Source organism: Arcobacter defluvii (genome assembly GCF_013201725.1).
Lineage (GTDB): Bacteria > Campylobacterota > Campylobacteria > Campylobacterales > Arcobacteraceae > Aliarcobacter > Aliarcobacter defluvii.
Window position 1 is genome coordinate 2168071 of the sequence record NZ_CP053835.1, and the last position, 15977, is coordinate 2184047.

A 15977-nucleotide genomic window follows, 5' to 3' on the forward strand; every position below is an offset into this window, starting at 1 on the left:
TTTAAATATACTACGTAATTCATTTACTTACTATTTACATTTTTCACATCAATATAATAAGTAAAGGAATAAAATGGAACCAAATAATGTATTCATTAATTTAAAACACGAAACAATCACAGATATAAAAAGTTTTAGTAACTGTGATCCTACACAAAAATTTAATGCTGATGGTGTAAAACCTATCATGATTGATTTTATCTATCCAGAAGTACCATTTCCTCCAAAAACAATTTTTAAAGAGTTTGGAGAAGAAAATATAAAAAAAATGGTTTTTCATCATCATAATCTATTAAAAAAAAGTTCTATTGGTCATCTTTTTTCTCAAAATGATGAAATGTTTGAAATTGTAACAAATAGAACAGCGGAATTTTTCATGGAAGCTTTAGGAGCACCAGAAAGATATACTTCACAATATGGACATCCTCATCTTCGATCAAGACATTTTCCATTTTCTATAGATGAACAAGCAAGAGATATATGGTTAATGTTTTATAAAAAAACATTAAAAGAAGTGAATTTTCCAAAAGTATATATTAAAGAATTTTGGGAATGGATTGAATCTTTATCTTTAAGAATGATAAATCGAAGAACTATGATGGAAGCACCTAAAAGATACCCTTATAAAGATATTGCTCATGAATTTGAAAAAGGAGAGAAAGATGAAAACTAAATTTTTATTTCTATTATTTATAATATTTAATATCTCTTTGTATTCAAAAACTATTGTAGATATGAGTAATACAAAGGTTGAAGTTCCAAATAAAATAGAAAGAATATTTGGTTCAGCACCGCCTACAACATTTTTAGTTGCATTATATAATCCAAATTTATTAGTTGGATTAAATTTTCCAGCAATTAATGAAAACAATATTGCAGATGAAAAATATTTAGGAAAATATTTTATGAATCTTCCTGTTATTGGTGGTTGGCATGGAAATCAAAAAGGTGCAAATTTAGAAAAACTTTTAAGTTTAAATACTCAAATTATTTTGGCTTGGCAAAATAACTTTTTATTCCAAAAAGTCGAAAATAGCCTTGGAAAAATTGATATTCCAATTGTTATGATTGATGCAGATAATTTACCTAAAACACCCCAAACTTTTAGATTTTTAGGAGAATTACTTGATAATCAAAAAAGAGGTGAAGAGTTAGCAAGTTATGCAGAAGAGACTTTAAATTATATTGAAGAAATGACAAAAAATATTTCAAAAGACAAAGAAGTAAGCTTTTATTATGCTCAAGGACACAATGGTTTACAAAGTGATTGTCAAGATTCTTTTCATACAACACAATTTAGATTTATTAAAGCAAAAAATATTTTTGAATGTGTACAAAAAAATATTGTTGGAATGGAAAATTTAAGTTTTGAAACTATTTTAAAAGCAAATCCAGAATATATTATTGTTCAATCTCCCCAATTTTATAAACAAATTTTTACAGATACCAACTGGCAAATGCTAGATGCAGTAAAACAAAAAAAAGTATATTTAGTACCAAGAGTTCCATTTAATTGGATTGATAGACCACCCTCTTTTATGAGATTACTAGGTATTCACTGGTTAAGTTCTATTATGTATAAAGATTATTATAAAAAAGATATAAAAGAAGAAATTAAAAAGTTTTATAAACTTTTCTTTAATTTTGATTTAGATGAAAAAACTTTAGAAAATATTTCAAAAGGTGCTTTATAAAATTCAGAAAATGATATTTTTTATACAGGTTTTATGTTGTTTTAATTGACTTTTTTTTCGTTGTATATTACTATAAACAGCGAAAAATGTATCTAGTTTGAAAATGAAAAGATTTTTTATAGCTTTTTATAATAAATCTTAAATAGATTAAAAAAACAGAATCAGGGGGAAAAAGATTGTTATTTAATTTTAAATATAATAAATATTTTGGTGAATACTTACGATGAAAGCTATTATAGTATTATTTATAATTCTTATTATACTTTCAGTATTTTCACTAACTTTAGGACAATATGATTTATCAATAAAACAAATTGTTCAATTTTTATTGTACAAATTGGGATTTGAAAATATACCAAATTCCCAATTGATACAAAACATAATTGTAGAAATACGATTTCCAAGAATAGTTGGTGCTATTTTAATAGGTGCATCTTTAGCAATTTCAGGAGTTGCATTTCAATCAATGTTTAGAAATCCTTTGGTATCTCCTGGTATTTTAGGAGTATTATCAGGAGCTTCTTTTGGAGCAGCTTTAGGAATGATTTTTTTTAAAGATTTTCTTTTCATTCAAGCTTCTTCTTTCATTTTTGGAATTTTAGCAGTTTTTATTGCTTTGTTTATTTCAATGTTTAATAAACAAAATCAAATAATTTTACTGATTTTAGGTGGAGTAGTAAGTTCTGCTTTTTTTAGCTCACTTTTATCAATTACAAAATATATGGCTGACCCTTATGACCAACTTCCTGCGATAGTTTATTGGCTTATGGGAAGTTTAGCTTTAATTGATAAACATACTATTTATATAGTAACTATTCCTATATTACTTGGGATTTTTTTAATGATATTTTTATCAAAATATTTAAATATTTTAAGTCTTGGTGATGAAGAAGCAAGAAGTTTAGGAATAAATGTAAAACTTATTCGTTTTGTCATTATTTTAATTGCAACATTTATAAGTGCATTTACTGTTGTACTTGCTGGAATGATTGGTTGGGTTGGACTTGTAATTCCTCATATTGCAAGATTATTATTTGGTTCAAATAATATGATTATTGTACCAATTAGTGCCCTACTTGGTGGAATTTATCTTTTAATCATTGATAATATTTCAAGAACTTTATTTAGTGTGGAAATTCCTATAGGAATTTTAACTTCGCTTATTGGTATTCCATTTTTTGCATATGCTTTAAAAAATGTAAAAAAAGGATGGGCTTAATGTTTAAAGTTGAGAATTTAAAATTTTCTTATGGTAAAAAAGAGATTCTAAAAGGAGTTAATTTTGAGATTAATTCTAGTGATATTATCTCAATTTTAGGTCCAAATGGTTGTGGGAAAACAACTTTATTAAAAATCTTATTAGGTTTTTTAAAACCAAATTCTGGAGAAGTTTATTTTGAAAATAGACCAATAAGAGAAATAAAAATAAAAGAATTTTGCCAAAAAGTTGCTTACATTCCTCAAATTCACAATGGTGCATTTGGCTACTTAGTAAAAGATGTAGTTTTAATGGGAAGAATGCCTTATAAATCACTCTTTTCTAATTTTAATAAAGAAGATAAAAAGATTGCTTTAGAAGCTTTGGAAATAATGGGGATTGCCAACTTAAAAGATGAAATATATACAACTTTAAGTGGTGGGCAAAAACAGTTGATTTTAATAGCAAGAGCTATCGCTCAACAAGCAGATATATTTATTATGGACGAGCCTGTTAATGGTTTAGATTTTGGAAATCAATATAAACTACTAAATAAAATAAAAGAGTTATCTAAAAAAGATTTAACTTTTATAAAAACAAGTCACCATCCAGACCATGTTTTTTTTGCTTCAAATGAAGCAATATTTTTAAATGAAGGAAAAATTTTAGAAAAAGGTAAACCAATAGATATTATCAATGAAGAAAATATTGAAAAAGTTTACAATTTAAAATCAAAAATTGAACATTTGCATGATAGAAAAATTTGTATGGCTATTTAAAAAATTTTAAATAGCGTTATATATAAATATATATAAAGAAACATAGAAAATAAAAGGAAAAATATGAAAATAAAATTATCATTAATCACTATTCAAATGTGTGCTTTTGTTGCTTTTGCAGCACAAAATACAAAGATTGAAGAGATTAAAATCAAGGATTCTACACTATTAGAAGAATCACTAAGTAGTTCAAAATCAACTATTAATGTTGAAGAAAAAGTTGTTAGTTCAATGAATGATGCTTTAGATAAAGAGTTTTATGTTGAGTTTAAAAAATCAAGTTCTTATGCATCAGAACCATATATAAGAGGTAGAGGAAATAAAGGTGTTCCTGTTTTTATAGAAGGTATGAGATTAAATGCAGGACATGATGATTCAACAAATTTATTTAGTATGACTGATGTATCTGAAATTGAAGTTTATAGAGGTGCAAATGGTGCAAAACTAGGTATGGGAGCTATGAGTGGAGCTGTTGTTGTAAAATACAAAGAACCTGAATTTAACTCAACACAAGATTTTAAAGTATCTGGATTTTTAAATGGAAAATATGAATTTTTATCAAATGATGGTTATACAAGCTCAATAGGTACTAGTTTATATAACAACTTAATCAACGTTTCATTAAGTGCAGGAATGAGTGATTTTGATAATTATGAAGATGGAAATTCAGATGAGATATTACACTCTGAATATGAAACGCAAAATTATAATGGAAGTTTTGCAATAAAAACAGGAGATGATAGTTATATCTACACAAGATATACAAAAGATAAAGCAGATTCACAAGATCCATATACAAGATGGTTTAATGTTACAAATGGATTTTGGACATATACAGATAGACCAAATGATGAAGCAAAAACTTATTTTATAGGTTATAGAGAGGATGAAATTGCTGGTGGTTTTACTAATTTTGATGTTCAATATTTTAATAATAGATCTCATTATGATTTAAATACAAAAAGAGAAGCTACTATATCTGAACAACAAGAATTATTTAGAAATAGCACAACAGAAGGAATCAAAATTTCTGTTGATAAAGAGTTAGGAAATCACTATTTAAGTCTTGCAGGAACTTACTCTGATATGGATATTACAAATGGAGTAAGAAGTTACAACTACAATACTAAAACTTGGGGTAGTTGGATGAGTGCATTTGGAATAACTGGTGGTGGAATAGAGACTTATAATCTATCTTTAGCAGATGATATTCATTATGACAAATTATTTTTTAACTTAGCTGCTGGTTATGAATATGCTAAAAGAGATGTAACTTCTAATATAAATACAAATAAATATATCAATGATGGACTAATTCCAACTGCACTTTTAGGTGAAATTGTAAAAGAAAATACAAATGAGAAAGACAACTTAGTATCTCTTAGTGCAACTGTTGGTTATGAAGTTTCAACTGCGTTTATACCTTATTTGAAATTATCAAATGCAACAAGAACCCCTTATTTCAATGAACAATATGGAAATAATCCAAGTAATGGTTCTCAAATACCAAATCAAGATTTAGAGAATGAAAAAGTATATGGTATTGATATTGGAGCTGATGGTCAAATTGGTAAGGCTTATTATACGAGTGCTTTATATTATCAAGAATATAAAGATTATATTGAATTAGTAAATACAGGATATAAAACAACTGCTAATTTACCTATAAAACAATTTGTAAATTTAGATGAAGCTTCTATTTATGGAGCTGAATTAATGCTTGGATATGAACTATTTGATGATATTTATGCAGAAGCTTCTTACACATATACAAGAGGAAAAAATAAAGATGATAACACTCCATTAGCTTATATAACTCCACAAAAAGTAACTTTAAGTCTATCACAAAAAAAAGCAAAAGGTTTAAGTTGGAGAATAGAAGAAGAATTAGTTGATAATCAAGACAAAATTTCAAGTATTAATGGAGAAAAAGCAACTTCAGGTTATGGACTTACAAATGCTTCAATTGGTTATGGTTTTACTAATTTTGGGATTTTTAAAACAGCAAATATCTCTTTTGAATTAAATAACATTTTAGATAAAAATTATAGAGAACACTTAAGTAAAGCCTCTTCTACTGCTTATTATTTACCAAATGAAGCGGGAATAAATGGTGCTTTAGCAATAAATCTTAAATTTTAAAAAAAGGGAAAAATATGAAAAAAACAATTATCTACTCAACACTAATAGCATCTATTTTATGTGCTAGTGAAAATGAACAATTTACACTAGGACAAATTGACATCAGTGAACAAAAAGATGTAAATAATTCAACTGAAATTCTTAGTGAAGATATTCAGTTACATAACTATACTGATATCTCAGAAGCATTAAGTAACACATCAGGTGTTTATTTATCAAATACAGGAGCAAGAGCTGAAAAAACAATCTCTATTAGAGGTTTTAATTCTACAAGAGTTGCTGTATTTATGGATGGTATTCCTATGTATGTTCCTTATGATGGTAATTTTGACTATGGAAGATTTACAACTGCTGATTTATCTAAAATTGATATCTCAAAAGGTTTTTCATCTGTTAAATATGGTGCAAATACAATGGCTGGAGTTATAAATCTTGTATCAAAAAAACCTACAAAAGAGTTTGAAGGAGATATAAGTCTTGGTACAACTTTTGATAATGATTTTGGATTAAGTCAATATACAACTGCTCTAAACTTAGGGACAAAACAAGATAAGTATTATTTACAATTTTCTGGAAGTATAAAAGATAGAGACCATTTTGATTTATCTGATGATTATAAAGCAACTTCAAATCAACCAGAAGGTGAAAGACTTCACTCAAGTTCAAATGATAAAAAATATAGTTTAAAAGCTGGTTGGACACCAACTGATGAGAGTGAATATGCAATTATGTATTCTAAAATTGATGGTGAAAAAGAACAACAAAATACTACAATAGATGACAATTCATTAAGCCGTTCAAGATATTGGAATTGGCCACAATGGGATAAAGAAGGATTTTATGCTTTTACAGATAATAAATTGGGAGATAATTATCTAAAAACTAGATGGTTCTATGATAAATTTGATAATTATTTAGAAAATTATAACACAGATTGGAAAAAAGTAACTTGGGGAAGTAGATATGAAGATTATAGTTATGGAACATCTGTAGAATTTGGTATGCCATTTAAAAATCATGAATTAGTATCTTCTGTTAGTTATAAATATGATTCTCATAAAGGTTATGATGAAAATGATGTAAAAAATGAAGATTATGCAGACAAAACAGTTTCTCTAGCACTTGAAGATACATACTCTTTAACTGATTCATTGGCACTTGTTACAGGAATTAGTTATGATAGATTAGATGATGATAAAATCTGGGATGAAGATGGAACTTTCAACATAGGAAGTATGGATAGTTTTAATCCACAAATTGGTCTTTTCTATGACATAAACGAACAACAAAAAGTAAGCTTCACAATTTCAAGAAAAACTCATCTACCAACAATGAAAGAGAGATATTCTGAAAAAATGGGAGAAGGTTTAGCTAATCCTGATTTAGATGCAGAAAAAGCTACTCATTATGAAATTTCTTATTCAAATATGCTTACTTCAAACTTTGATGTTAAAACAAATCTATTTTTATCAGATTATAAAGATGCAATACAATCAGTAAATGTTGGTAGTTTAACTCAAAATCAGAATATTGGAGATTTTAGACACAAAGGAGTTGAACTAGAATTAAACAGTTACTTTGATAAGTTCTCATCAGGAATCAACTACACATATATAGATATTGAAGATAGAGATGATAGCGAATATAAAAGAACTGGAATAGCTAAACATGCAACCTTTCTTTATGCTAAATATGACATCCTAAAAGATTTGTATATTTATGCAAATTTGAAAAATGAAAAAGATATATATCTTCAATATAGAAATAATACTTACGATAAAAGTAATTTTACAACTGTTAACACAAAACTTTCATATGAATATAAAGATATAACTTTTGAAGCTGGTGTGAAAAACTTATTTGATGAAAATTATTACTATGATTTAGGATTTTATGAACCAGGTAGAGAATACTTTTTCAATATGAAATATAGCTTCTAACAATTTAGATTGAAAAAAAGGGAAAAAATGAAAACCAATTATTTAAGAAATAAGACTTTTAATTTAGTTGCAACAACTGCAATTTTATTAGCTAATAATGTAACAACTTTACAAGCAGATGAAACAAATTTTGCAATAGATCAAATCAATATAGAAGATAGTAGTTACAGTGATTATGAATCTAGAGAAGATTTAAAACTATCAAGTACAAAAAATCTTTATAGGGTTGAAAAAACTGCACAATTTGGTACAGAAGTAATAACACAAGAAGAGATAAAAGCTCAAAATCCAAAAGATATTTTTGATTTATTAAATAAAACTGCTGGATTAGATGTTACTTATCAAGGAAGAAAACATCCATATTTTGTAAATATGAGAGGTGGAGGGAATATCACTTATATTTTAGATGGAGCAATTTTAACTGGTACTGCTGATAGAATTTTAGTAAAACTTCCTATGAGTGCAATTGAAGAGATTCAAATAGTTAAAAGTTCAACATCTTTAACTTTAGCTCCTTCAATAGATATTGGTGCATCAAATAGTGGTTCAGGAAATAGTATTGGATTTATTATAATCAGAACAAAACAACCTAAAAAAACTGAAGGTGTTATTTCTACATACTATGAAAAAAGCGAAAGTCATCCAAGTGCAAATGGTCAAAATATATATGTAGGGACAACTTTTGCTAAATCTGATGATTTAAGTGGATTTGTTGGAGGGATGGTATCAAGATATGATAGACCTAGTAATAATGAATGGTTTGATGGAAGTGATGCAAAATCAGGTATGATAAATGCAGGATTTACTTATAATAAATTAAAAATGAATCTTATGGGTTATAAAGATGAAGGGATGTTTGAATTTCAAAAAGGCGTAGATAAAACAGGAGCAATTAGCACAGTTGAATGGTATTATGACCCTTTAAAAACAACTATTCTTTCACTTGATGGTAATTATGCTTGGAATGAAAATCAAATAACTCTATTTAGTTTATCAAATAGTGAATATAAACATACAGAATATACTCCAAATGCAAAAGATTATGAAGAAAAAACAAAAACATATAGTTTAAGACATAATATGACTTTTGACGATACTTTAATACAACTTGGAGGACAAATAACAAATAGTAAAGGTAATGGTTCTAATTTATCATATAGCTATAATTCATATGATACAAGTGTATATGGTGGTGCAATATCTATAGAGCAAGGATTATTTGATAACTCCTTAATTTTAAATGCTGGATATAGAATTGATCAAAAAAAGATTGATCATTCAACATCAGCAAAAAATCAAACTTCCTACAATAATTTAAAAGATGCTAATAACAATAGTGACCTTCCTGAAGCAAAAGTTCTAGCTTTAGGAGCGATGTATAACTTTGACAATATACATTCACTTAGTGTTAGATATTTAAAAACAAATGAAGGTGGAGGAGATTTTGATTTAATTACAAATGATGGTTCTGAACTTCATGAAGAGAAACAAGATAGGTTTGAAGTTGGAATAGAAGGGAAATATTCAAAAGCTTTTAATCCAATGATAACTTATTTTGATGTTGACATAAAAAATGAAAAAAGTGTTGCAACAGATTCTAGTGGGAATACACTATATTACACTGATTCAAGTGGAAATGAATACTATTATTATAATGAAGAAGACTCAAGAAGAAAAGGTTTAGAATTTGCCATAAAAGGTACAATAAATGGAGCAACAACATATAAACTCTCTTATACAAGAATGTTAGATAACACAACAGATAATGAAGATAGTATTGGTATTGATACACCAAGAGATCTTTACACAGCTATGATAAGTCATACTTGGGATAGTTATACATTTAATGTTTCAGCTAAAAAAGTTAGTGATTATACAAGTTCATCTAGTGCAATGGGAACTTCTACAAATGGTGACTTAGGAGATTATATAAGAGTTGATGCAAATGTTTCAAAAGATTTTAAAATCTTTAATTTTGATTCTATATTTAAACTTTATGGAAGAAATATTACTGATGAAAACTATGCAACTAGATATACAACAGGTTATTACTATGATAGAGGAAGAGTAATAGGTGCTGAATTAAGCCTATTATTTTAAGGCTTTATAATGTTACGTATTTTTATTATAAGTGTGGTTTTTCAAATTATGTTAGTAGCTCAAATAAAAACAGTTATTGATATGTTCAATAAAGAGGTTGAAATTCCCTCAACAGTAAAAAAGATTTATGCTCCATCACCTTATGGCTCACTTGCATTATATGCGATGGATTCATCTTTACTTGCAGGATGGATTTTTGAAATTGATTCAAAAAACTATCCGTATTTAAGTGAAAATATGAAAACTCTTCCAGTTATTGGAAGAGTTTTTGGAACAGGACAAAGAGCAAATTTAGAAGTTTTATTATCCCAACATCCTGATTTAATACTTATGTGGTCGCATAATGATGAAATTTCACAAAAAGAAGAGGAACAACTAAAACTTTTAAACTCCCCAATTATTTATGTAAAGGAAAAAAATCTATTTGATTATCCAAATATTTTTAAATTTTTAGGAGATACTCTCAATTTAGAAAAAAGAGGTGAAGAATTAGCTTCTTATACACAAAATGTTTTTAATAAAGTTGAAAAAACCTTAAAGGAAATTCCTAATGAAAAACGTCCAAAAGTTTATTATGCCCAAGGTGTAGATGGACTTGCAACAGAATGTAATGATTCAATTCATGTGGAACTTTTACAAATTGTAGGAGACGTAAATATTCATAGATGTCAAACTTCAAGCCATAAAGGTTTTGAAAAAATTTCTATGGAAAAAGTTATTCAATACAATCCCGATGTAATACTAATTCAAGAAAAAATATTTTTTGAAAATATAAAAAATTCTGAACTATGGAAAGATATAAAAGCTGTAAAAAATAATAAAGTATTTTTAATTCCTAAAAAACCATTTAATTGGTTTGATAGACCACCTTCATTTATGAGAATTTTGGGACTTCAATGGCTAATGGCAAACTTATATCCAGAGTATTACATATTTAATAAAAATGAAGAAATCAAAAAGTTTTATAAACTATTTTTAAATGTATCAATTACAGATGAACAAATATCAAACATCTTAAATGATTTATAAAAGGAAAATAATGAATGCACATATAAAAGGAGCAAAAGATCCTAAAGGTTTTGACAATATTGTAAAAGAAATTTTTGCACCAATATATCCAGTTATTTCACAACAAATTATAGAAAAAACCTCTTTAGTTGAGGGTAAATGCCTTGATGCAGGTTGTGGAACTGGAGCATTAGGAAGAGCTTTTGCGAAAAAAACAAAAATGCAAATCACATTTTTTGATAAATCACCTGAGATGTTAAATCTTTCAAAACAGTATGTAAATGATGAAAATCTATCTAATCGTAGTTCATTTCTATTTGGTGATATTCATGATATTCCTTGTGAAAATGAAAGCTTTGATTTAGTTATAAGTCGTGGCTCAACTCCATTTTGGGATGATTGGTCTAAAGCTTATGATGAAATTTTTAGAATCTTAAAAATTGGAGGTCAAGCTTATATTGGTGGTGGTTTTGGAAACAAAAATCTAAGAAATCAAATACGAAAAAAAATGGAAGAAAAAGAACCAAATTGGAGAAACTCTTTTAAAGATAGATTGGAAGAAAAAAAAGAGACTCTTCCAAAAATCATAAAAGATTTAAAACCAACATATTTTGAAATTATAGATAATGAGAGTGGATTTTGGCTCTATATGAAAAAATAAAAAAAGGATTTTAGATGAAATTTGGATTATTATTACTATTTGAATATGAAGAAGATTTTCAAAATAGTTTAAAAAAACAGCTTGAATTAATAAAACTATATGATGATTTTATAGATACTATTTGGGTAACCGAGCACCATTATAATCCATTGAGGATTAATTCAACTCCTTTGATGTTACTTAATCATCTTGCAACTCATACAAATAAAAACTTAGGAGTTGCAACCCTACTTTTAGGTTTATATGATCCTGTTTACATTAGTGAAAATATATCAATGCTTGGTAATTTAACAAATAGAAAACTTTTCATAGGAATTGCAAAAGGTGGAAGAAGTGAAGTAAAAAATTCTCATTTAAATTTAAATGAAAAACTTGCAAGAAAAAATCTTATAAAAAAATATAAAGTTGTGAAACCTTTACTTGATAATAAAACTATTTCATTTAAGAAAAAAGAGTTTTTTATTTCTCCTAAAGTAACTAATAAAATTGAATTTTCTGTTGCTTCTTTACATGATAAATTGATTAAATTTGCTGCACAAAATGATTTACCTTTGATGGCTGGACATAAATGGAGTATAAAAAAAATTGAAGATTTAATTTACACTTATCAATCTTTTCACAAAAAAAATCAAAAACCAAAAATCATTCTTTCAAGAATGTTTTGCCCAACAAATGATAAGCAAAATATTATCAGTTTAATCAAAAAAAAGATGCAAAAGCAAAAAGAACTTGTAAAAAAATTTAATAAAAATCATGAAACAAAAATTTTGGATGAAACAATTTTTGATGAGAGTTTGATTGGTTCTTCAAAAGAGATAAAAGAAAAAATTGAGTTTTTTAAAAATCTAGGAATTGAAGAGATCATTTTACGACCTATTTCAGAACAGATTAATTTAAAAGATATTAAAGCAACAATAGAAATAAAAAAGGAAGAAATATTATGATAGATACACTAAAAATTTATATTGAGTATAGCATTATTGGAGTTTTAGCACTTATGAGTTTTTTAACTCTATGGTTTGCTTTTGAAAGATACTTTTTTCTTTCAAAAATAAAACTAGAAGATTATAAAAAAGTTGGTGAATTAGAAAATGATTTAACAAAAAATATCACTACTTTATATACTATTGCTTCAAATGCTCCTTATATTGGACTTTTTGGAACTGTTTGTGGAATAATGATAACTTTTTATAAAATTTCTGAAAGTTCTAATTTTGATACAAATAGTGTGATGATGGGATTGGCTTTAGCTTTAAAAGCAACGGCTTTAGGTATTTTAGTTGCTATTTTTACAACAATCATTTATAACGCAATAGCTAGAAAAATCGATGTTTTAATGGCAAGATGGAGAGATTTAAATGAAAGTTAAAAAATTTGACTCTATGAATGTAATCCCATTTATAGATATTATTCTTGTTTTATTAGCTATTGTTTTAATTTTTTCTACCTTTATTGCTCAAGGTAGAATAGAAATAACTCTACCAAAAGCATCTACAAATGAACAAACTGATTTAAAATTTAAAGAGTTAATTATTGATGCAAATGGTCAATTAGTATTTGAAAAAGAAAATCTTGAAATAAAACAATTAAAACAATTACTACAAACTCTTCCAAAAGATACACCTATATCTTTAAAAGCTGATGAAAATACTCCTTTTAAAACTTTTGTACAAATAATAGATATTTTTAAAGAGTTAAAAATGGATAAAATATCTATAATTACAGAGTTACAACGATGAATAATTCACTAAAAGCTTTTATAATTTCTTTGTTAATTCATGCCTCACTATTTGCAATGATATTCAATTTTGAAGAACCAAAGCCAGAAAAGAAAGAGCTTATAATCTTAAATATGAATATGATTCAAAATATATCCCAAGTTCAAAAACAAGAGATTCAACAAATACCAGAAATTGAAAAGAAAATTGAAGAAAAAGTTATAGAACCTGAACCTATAAAAGAACCAACTCCAATAAAAAAAGAGATTCCTAAAAAAATAGAAAAAAAGACTGAAAAACCAAAAATTAAACCTCTAAAAAAAATAGAAGAATCTAAAAAAATGGAAGAAATCACAGAAAAAGTTATAACAAAAGAAGAAATAAAAAAGATTGAAAAAGTTAAAACAGAACCAAACTATCAACAAAAATATCTAGATGACAATCTTGCTAGTATTATTAAAGCTATAAAAAAATATAAGAAATATCCTCTACAAGCTAAAAAAAGAGGAATGATAGGAAAAACCTTAATTCAATGTACAATCACTACAAGTGGAAAACTTATAAATATAAAAATATTAGAAGGTTCAAAACATAATTTGTTGGATGAGAACAGTATAGAAATTTTAACAAAAGCTTCTAAAGAGTTTGTAGCTCCACAAAAAGATGTTACTTTAACCATCCCTTTTAACTACGAATTAAATTAATTTTAAATCATCATATAAATAACATTTAGATGTTATTTATATGAATATGCGAAAAATCAAAAGTTGATTAGATTGTTTCTACACTTTTAGCTTGTTCACCTTTAACACCTGTTCCAATTGAGAAAGTAACTTTTTGACCATCTTCTAATGAAACTCTACCAAATCCACTTTTTTTTACTTCACTATGATGTACGAATAAATCTTTATCACTATCATCTAATTGAATAAATCCAAAACCTTTTTCATTGTTGAACCATTTTACAGTTCCGTTATATCTATCGTTCATAGATTTTCCTTGTTTATTATACTTCTTTTATTAAAAAGTATAAAGTTAATATATATAAAGCTAAAATTGAGTTATTAATTTTTGAGAGTTTTGTATGGTTACTAAAAATCAAGTCAAAGAATTTATTACAATTGGTTATCTTTAAGTTTAGTACTTTATCTGAAAAAAAAAATAAAAGCAAGCTTTTACTCTTTTTTTTAAGAAATATACAAAATTTTAAGCTTTTGCTTCAAAATTTAAAGAAATTGAATTTACACAATGTCTAGTATCTTTTGATGTAAATCCTTCTCCTTCAAAAACATGCCCTAAATGTGCCCCACAAGAAGCACAAACTATTTCTATTCTTCGACCATCTCTATCTGGAACTCTTTTTACAGCACCTTTTATTTCATCATCAAAACTAGGCCAACCACAACCTGATTTAAATTTATCTTCACTTTTATATAAAGGCGTATCACATTTTTTACATGTAAAGATACCTTCTTCATAAAAATCATTATAAATCCCAGTAAATGGATATTCTGTTCCTTTATTTTCAATTACATATTTTTCTTCTTGAGTTAATTCATTATATTTCATTATATATTTTCCTTCTTATTTATCAAATCTTATACTATATTTTATTCCATTTTGAGTTTTTTCTATATTTAATAATCCAAAATTTTTTTCAATAAATACTTTCACTAAATAAAAACCTAAATCAAAATTATCATATTTAAATAAATTTGGAGATGCAAAGAATTTTTTTATTTGATGTTCATCGTAATTATCTGAATTATCTTCATAAGTTATATAAACTGATTCATCAATATTTTCAAAAGAAATATCTATTATTTTATTTGTTACTAAATTTGTAGATTTAAAACTATCAATTGATTTTAAAATTAATTTATTAAAAATATGTTTGATTTCATCAAACACTATATTCAAGGAAATCAAATTATTACCTTTTATATTTACTTTTATATCCAAATTATCTATTTCATCTCTCAATGAAAAAAGTGTATTGTCTAAAGATACTTTTAAATTAACATCTTCTTTATTTTTATGATTATTAAAAAACTTATGAAAATCTCCCATAATTTCATCTAATTTTTTTACTTCCATTAACGTTTTTTTAAAAACATTATCTGATTTAAAATCTTCATTATCAGCAAATTTAAAATCTAAAGATTGTAAATAAAGCCTTATTTTATCAACTGGTTCTTTCCATTGTAAAGATATTACATCAATTATTGCTGCCATTGCATCTATTTTTGAATGTTGAACTATTATTTCATCTTTATGTCTTAACTCTTCAACTTGCTCTTTTACCTTTTGATTTAGATTTTTATTTATGTGTTCTAACTCTTGCATAACACTTGCTAATTTTAGATGAACCTCAACTCTTTTTAATAAAACTTCACTATAAAATGGCTTTGTTATATAATCAACTGCACCTAATTCAAAACCTTTCACTATATCTTTTTCATCATCTTTTACAGTTAAAAAAACAACTGGTATTTTTTTTGTTTTTTCATTAGATTTGATTTTTGAACATACTTGATAACCATCCATAATTGGCATAACTACATCAAGTAAAATTAAATCAAATTGATTTTTTTCTAATAATTCTAAAGCTTTATCTCCATTTTGTGCATAAATAACATTATAATCCCTCAAAATACTCATAGCAACTTGTAAATTTTTAGGGTCATCATCTACTAATAAAATTCTATTTTCATACTTTTTATGCATCTTATACCCT

Annotated in this window: 16 protein-coding genes; 13 read left to right on the forward strand and 3 right to left on the reverse strand. The window is 26.1% G+C overall.

Annotation, left to right across the window (positions count from 1 at the left end):
• Positions 1-73: 73 nt before the first annotated feature.
• From ADFLV_RS10845 to ADFLV_RS10905, 13 genes are all read left to right on the forward strand, one after another.
• The gene (locus ADFLV_RS10845) at positions 74-673 is read left to right on the forward strand and encodes a globin domain-containing protein (protein WP_129011209.1); all 600 of its coding nucleotides are present in this window, start codon (positions 74-76) and stop codon (positions 671-673) included.
• Positions 663-1694 carry an ABC transporter substrate-binding protein gene (locus ADFLV_RS10850; RefSeq protein ID WP_014474818.1) on the forward strand — a complete coding sequence of 344 codons (1032 nt, stop codon included), beginning with the start codon at positions 663-665 and terminating at the stop codon, positions 1692-1694. The genes ADFLV_RS10845 and ADFLV_RS10850 overlap by 11 nt, the downstream gene beginning before the upstream one ends.
• A gap of 223 nt (positions 1695-1917) precedes the next feature.
• A complete protein-coding gene (locus ADFLV_RS10855) occupies positions 1918-2913 on the forward strand; it encodes a FecCD family ABC transporter permease (RefSeq protein WP_129011210.1) in 996 nt (331 codons plus the stop codon).
• A complete protein-coding gene (locus ADFLV_RS10860) occupies positions 2913-3671 on the forward strand; it encodes an ABC transporter ATP-binding protein (protein WP_129011211.1) in 759 nt (252 codons plus the stop codon). Before ADFLV_RS10855 ends, ADFLV_RS10860 begins: the two co-directional genes overlap by 1 nt.
• 63 nt (positions 3672-3734) lie before the next feature.
• Positions 3735-5813 carry a TonB-dependent receptor gene (locus tag ADFLV_RS10865; RefSeq protein ID WP_172658796.1) on the forward strand — a complete coding sequence of 693 codons (2079 nt, stop codon included), beginning with the start codon at positions 3735-3737 and terminating at the stop codon, positions 5811-5813.
• A gap of 14 nt (positions 5814-5827) precedes the next feature.
• The gene (locus tag ADFLV_RS10870) at positions 5828-7753 is read left to right on the forward strand and encodes a TonB-dependent receptor plug domain-containing protein (protein WP_129011212.1); all 1926 of its coding nucleotides are present in this window, start codon (positions 5828-5830) and stop codon (positions 7751-7753) included.
• Positions 7754-7780: 27 nt separating this feature from the next.
• Positions 7781-9853 (forward strand): TonB-dependent receptor plug domain-containing protein, encoded by a 2073-nt coding sequence (locus ADFLV_RS10875; protein ID WP_129011213.1) that lies wholly within the window; start codon positions 7781-7783, stop codon positions 9851-9853.
• Between the two features lie 9 nt (positions 9854-9862).
• The gene (locus ADFLV_RS10880) at positions 9863-10882 is read left to right on the forward strand and encodes an ABC transporter substrate-binding protein (RefSeq protein WP_228712380.1); all 1020 of its coding nucleotides are present in this window, start codon (positions 9863-9865) and stop codon (positions 10880-10882) included.
• A 10-nt stretch (positions 10883-10892) separates the two neighbouring features.
• On the forward strand, positions 10893-11522 hold the full coding sequence (locus ADFLV_RS10885; RefSeq protein ID WP_129011214.1) for a class I SAM-dependent methyltransferase: 630 nt from the start codon (positions 10893-10895) through the stop codon (positions 11520-11522).
• Between the two features lie 14 nt (positions 11523-11536).
• The gene (locus ADFLV_RS10890) at positions 11537-12466 is read left to right on the forward strand and encodes an LLM class flavin-dependent oxidoreductase (protein WP_129011215.1); all 930 of its coding nucleotides are present in this window, start codon (positions 11537-11539) and stop codon (positions 12464-12466) included.
• Entirely contained in the window at positions 12463-12891 is a 429-nt protein-coding gene (gene exbB, locus ADFLV_RS10895) for a TonB-system energizer ExbB (RefSeq protein ID WP_014474829.1), read from the forward strand. Before ADFLV_RS10890 ends, exbB begins: the two co-directional genes overlap by 4 nt.
• Positions 12881-13261 (forward strand): ExbD/TolR family protein, encoded by a 381-nt coding sequence (locus tag ADFLV_RS10900; RefSeq protein WP_014474830.1) that lies wholly within the window; start codon positions 12881-12883, stop codon positions 13259-13261. Before exbB ends, ADFLV_RS10900 begins: the two co-directional genes overlap by 11 nt.
• On the forward strand, positions 13258-13944 hold the full coding sequence (locus ADFLV_RS10905) for an energy transducer TonB (RefSeq protein WP_129011216.1): 687 nt from the start codon (positions 13258-13260) through the stop codon (positions 13942-13944). The genes ADFLV_RS10900 and ADFLV_RS10905 overlap by 4 nt, the downstream gene beginning before the upstream one ends.
• A gap of 67 nt (positions 13945-14011) precedes the next feature.
• Here ADFLV_RS10905 and ADFLV_RS10910 read toward each other — a convergent pair whose 3' ends face one another.
• The 3 genes from ADFLV_RS10910 to ADFLV_RS10920 form a co-directional block, all read right to left on the reverse strand.
• Positions 14012-14230, reverse strand: a complete 219-nt coding sequence (locus ADFLV_RS10910; RefSeq protein WP_014474832.1) for a cold-shock protein — start codon at positions 14228-14230, stop codon at positions 14012-14014.
• 216 nt (positions 14231-14446) lie between these two features.
• The gene (locus ADFLV_RS10915; protein WP_129011217.1) at positions 14447-14809 is read right to left on the reverse strand and encodes a methionine-R-sulfoxide reductase; all 363 of its coding nucleotides are present in this window, start codon (positions 14807-14809) and stop codon (positions 14447-14449) included.
• 15 nt (positions 14810-14824) lie between these two features.
• Positions 14825-15967: a response regulator gene (locus ADFLV_RS10920; protein WP_129011218.1), complete on the reverse strand. Its 1143-nt coding sequence runs from the start codon at positions 15965-15967 to the stop codon at positions 14825-14827.
• Positions 15968-15977 lie beyond the last annotated feature (10 nt).